Here is a 3,026-nt window from a genome sequence, read left to right on the forward strand (position 1 = left end):
TTCGGACAGGGCCGTGTCGATTTCGTGGATGGTGTCGCGGTAGAGGGGTGAGGTTTCCCAGAGGCGTTGTCCCATGCCGACCCACTGCGACCCCTGCCCGGGGAAGACCAGGACGGTCTTGCCGCCGTCGGGTGTGTGTCCGGTGAGGTTGTCGAGTGCGGTGGCGAGTTCTTCGCGGGTGGAGCCGACGAGGACGGCGCGGTGGGGGAGTGTGGTGGATCGTTGGGTGATGAGGGAATGCGCGATCTGGTGGACCGTGCCTTCGGTTTCCGTCACCAGTTGGCGGGCCAGGTCTTTGAGCGCGGTTTCGTTTTGTGCGGAGAGCACCCACGGCACCGGACCGGAGGGTTCCAACTCAAGCCCGATGGGGCCGGAAGGTTCGGCCGATTCGGAAGGCTCGACCGGCTCCGCCGACTCCGTCGGCTCGGGCGCGGGCGGTGCCTGTTCGAGGATGACGTGCGCGTTGGTGCCGCTGACCCCGAAGGACGACACGCCCGCGCGCCGGGGGCGTTTGTCCGCGCCTGGCCAGTCGCGGGCCTCGACCAGGACCTCGACCGCACCCGCCGACCAGTCGACCTCCGGGGTCGGCTCGTCGACATGCAGGGTCTTGGGCATCACGCCGTGGCGCATGGCCATGACGGTTTTGATGATGCCGGCCACCCCGGCCGCGGCTTGGCTGTGGCCGATGTTGGACTTCAGCGAGCCCATCCACAGCGGCTGTTCCCGGTCCTGCCCGTAGGTGGCGATGATCGCCTGGGCTTCGATCGGGTCGCCGAGTTTGGTGCCGGTGCCGTGCGCCTCCACCACGTCCACGTCGGCCGCGGTCAGCCGGGCGTCGGCGAGTGCGGCCTTGATGACCCGCTGCTGAGCGGGGCCGTTCGGTGCGGTGAGGCCGTTGGAGGCGCCGTCCTGGTTGACGGCGGTGCCGCGTACCACCCCCAGCACCGGATGCCCGAGCTGCTGGGCGTCCGACAGTCGCTCGACCAGCAACAGGCCGACACCTTCGCTGAGACCGGTGCCGTCGGCGGACGTGGAGAACGCCTTGCAGCGGCCGTCCCTGGCGAGCCCGCGCTGGCGGCTCAGGTCGGAGAAGATCCGCGGCGTGGCGAAGACGGTCACCCCACCGGCGACCGCCAGCGGGCACTCGCCGGAGCGCAGTGCCCGTACTGCCAGGTGCAACGCGGTCAGCGACGAGGAGCAGGCGGTGTCCACCGACATCGCCGGGCCCTCGAAGCCGAAGGTGTACGACACCCGCCCGGACGCGACGCTAGCCGCCTCCCCGTTGCCCGCGTAGCTCTCCAACTCGCCGGGGATCCGCCGTACCCGGGTCGTATAGCTGTTGGCCATCAGCCCGGTGAACACGCCGGTGCGGCTGCCGCGGAGTGAGGTGGGATCGATGCCCGCGCGTTCCAGCACCTCCCAGGTGGTCTCCAGGAGCAGCCGCTGCTGCGGGTCCATGGCTACTGCCTCGCGCGGCGAGATGCCGAAGAACGCCGGGTCGAAACCGGTGGCGTTCGTCAGAAAGCCACCCTCCCGCATATACGAGGTACCCTCATGGGCCGGGTCGGAGTCGAAGAAGCCCTCCAGGTCCCAGCCCCGGTCGTCCGGGAAGCCGGAGATCGCGTCGGTGCCGGACGACACCAGCTCCCACAGCGCCTCCGGTGAGGTCACGCCGCCGGGGAAGCGGCAGGCCATGCCGATGATGGCGATCGGCTCGGCCGACGCGGACTCGACTTCGGCGAGCCGCTCACGGGTTCGGTAGAGATCCGCCGTGACCCACTTCAGGTAGTCGGTGAGGGTCTTCGAATCAGCCATGCGGTATCAACCTTTTGGGATGAGGGCGAGCCGAGCGGTCAGTTGGAGGCGCGGCCGAATTCCTTGTCGATGAAGCTGAGCAGCTCCGATTGGGAGGCGTCCTCCAACGTGTCGAGGACCTGGGCGCTGGCCGTCCCGGCGGCGGGTGCCGTGGCCGGCGCGTCGAGGCGGGCCAGGATGGAGCGCAACCGGACGGCGATCGCGGTGCCCACCTCGTCGTCCGGCCGGGTGCCGAACAACTGCCGTTCGAAACGCTCCAGGTCGCGCAGCACCTCCGGGGACGACGACCCGCCATCGCCCAATGGCCCGAGCTGGGCGAGCAGATGCTCGGCGAGCGCGTTCGGTGTGGGGTGGTCGAAGATCAGGGTGGCGGGTAGCCGCAGTCCGGTGGCGGTGGTGACGCGGTTGCGGAACTCGACGGCGGTGAGTGAGTCGAAACCGGTGTCCTTGAACGCCTGGCCGGGGTCGATGCGGTCGGCGTCGCTATGCCCGAGGACCCGCGCCGACTGCTGGCGGACCAGGTCCAGCACCGCCCGGTCCCGCTCCTCGGGCACCAGCGCGGCGATGCGGTCCGCCCAGCTCTCGGCGGGTACGGTCGCCTGGCGGGCGGCGGGCCGAACGGCGCGGACCAGCCCGCGGAGCACCGCGGGTACCGTGTCGGCCCGGTTGAGGGTGGGCAGGTGGAGCTTGACCGGTGCGACGGCGCCCAGCCCGCGGCCGAGGGCGGTGTCGAACAGCGTGGTGCCCTCGACGTCGGTGAGCCCGTGGATCCCGTCCTGGGTCATTCGGTCGTGGTCGGCCTGGGTGAGGTGTGCGGTCATGCCGCCCTCCCGCTGCCACCAGCCCCAGGCGAGTGAGGTCCCGGGCAGGCCCTGGCGGCGGCGGTGGGTGATCAGGGCGTCGAGGAAGCTGTTGGCGGCCGCGTAGTTGGCCTGCCCCGCGTTGCCGAGCACACCGGCGACCGACGAGAAGACGACGAACAGGGCGAGGTCGTGGTCCTGGGTGAGTTCATGCAGCCACCAGGCGGCGTTGGCTTTGGGGATGAGGGTGGTGGCCAGTGCGTCGGTGTCCAGGTGGTCGATGGTGGTGTCGGCGAGGGCTCCGGCGGTGTGCACGACGCCGGTCAGCGGTCCGATCTCGTCGATGAGCGTGGCGAGGGCGGCGCGGTCGGTGAGGTCACAGGAGATGGTGCGGACGCGGGCGCCATGCTC

2 protein-coding genes are annotated in these 3,026 nt (G+C 70.4%); both read right to left on the bottom strand.

The window, feature by feature from the left end; all coding sequences use genetic code 11:
* Nucleotides 1–1,815 (bottom strand): type I polyketide synthase (locus tag NQU54_RS48240; protein ID WP_257636603.1); only part of this gene is annotated, 1,815 nt, incomplete at its 3' end.
* Between the two features lie 38 nt (nucleotides 1,816–1,853).
* Nucleotides 1,854–3,026: beta-ketoacyl reductase (locus NQU54_RS48245; protein ID WP_257636604.1), on the bottom strand; the 1,173-nt coding region annotated here is incomplete at its 5' end.

Source organism: Streptomyces malaysiensis subsp. samsunensis, from assembly GCF_024519315.1.
Taxonomy (GTDB): Bacteria; Actinomycetota; Actinomycetes; order Streptomycetales; family Streptomycetaceae; genus Streptomyces; species Streptomyces malaysiensis.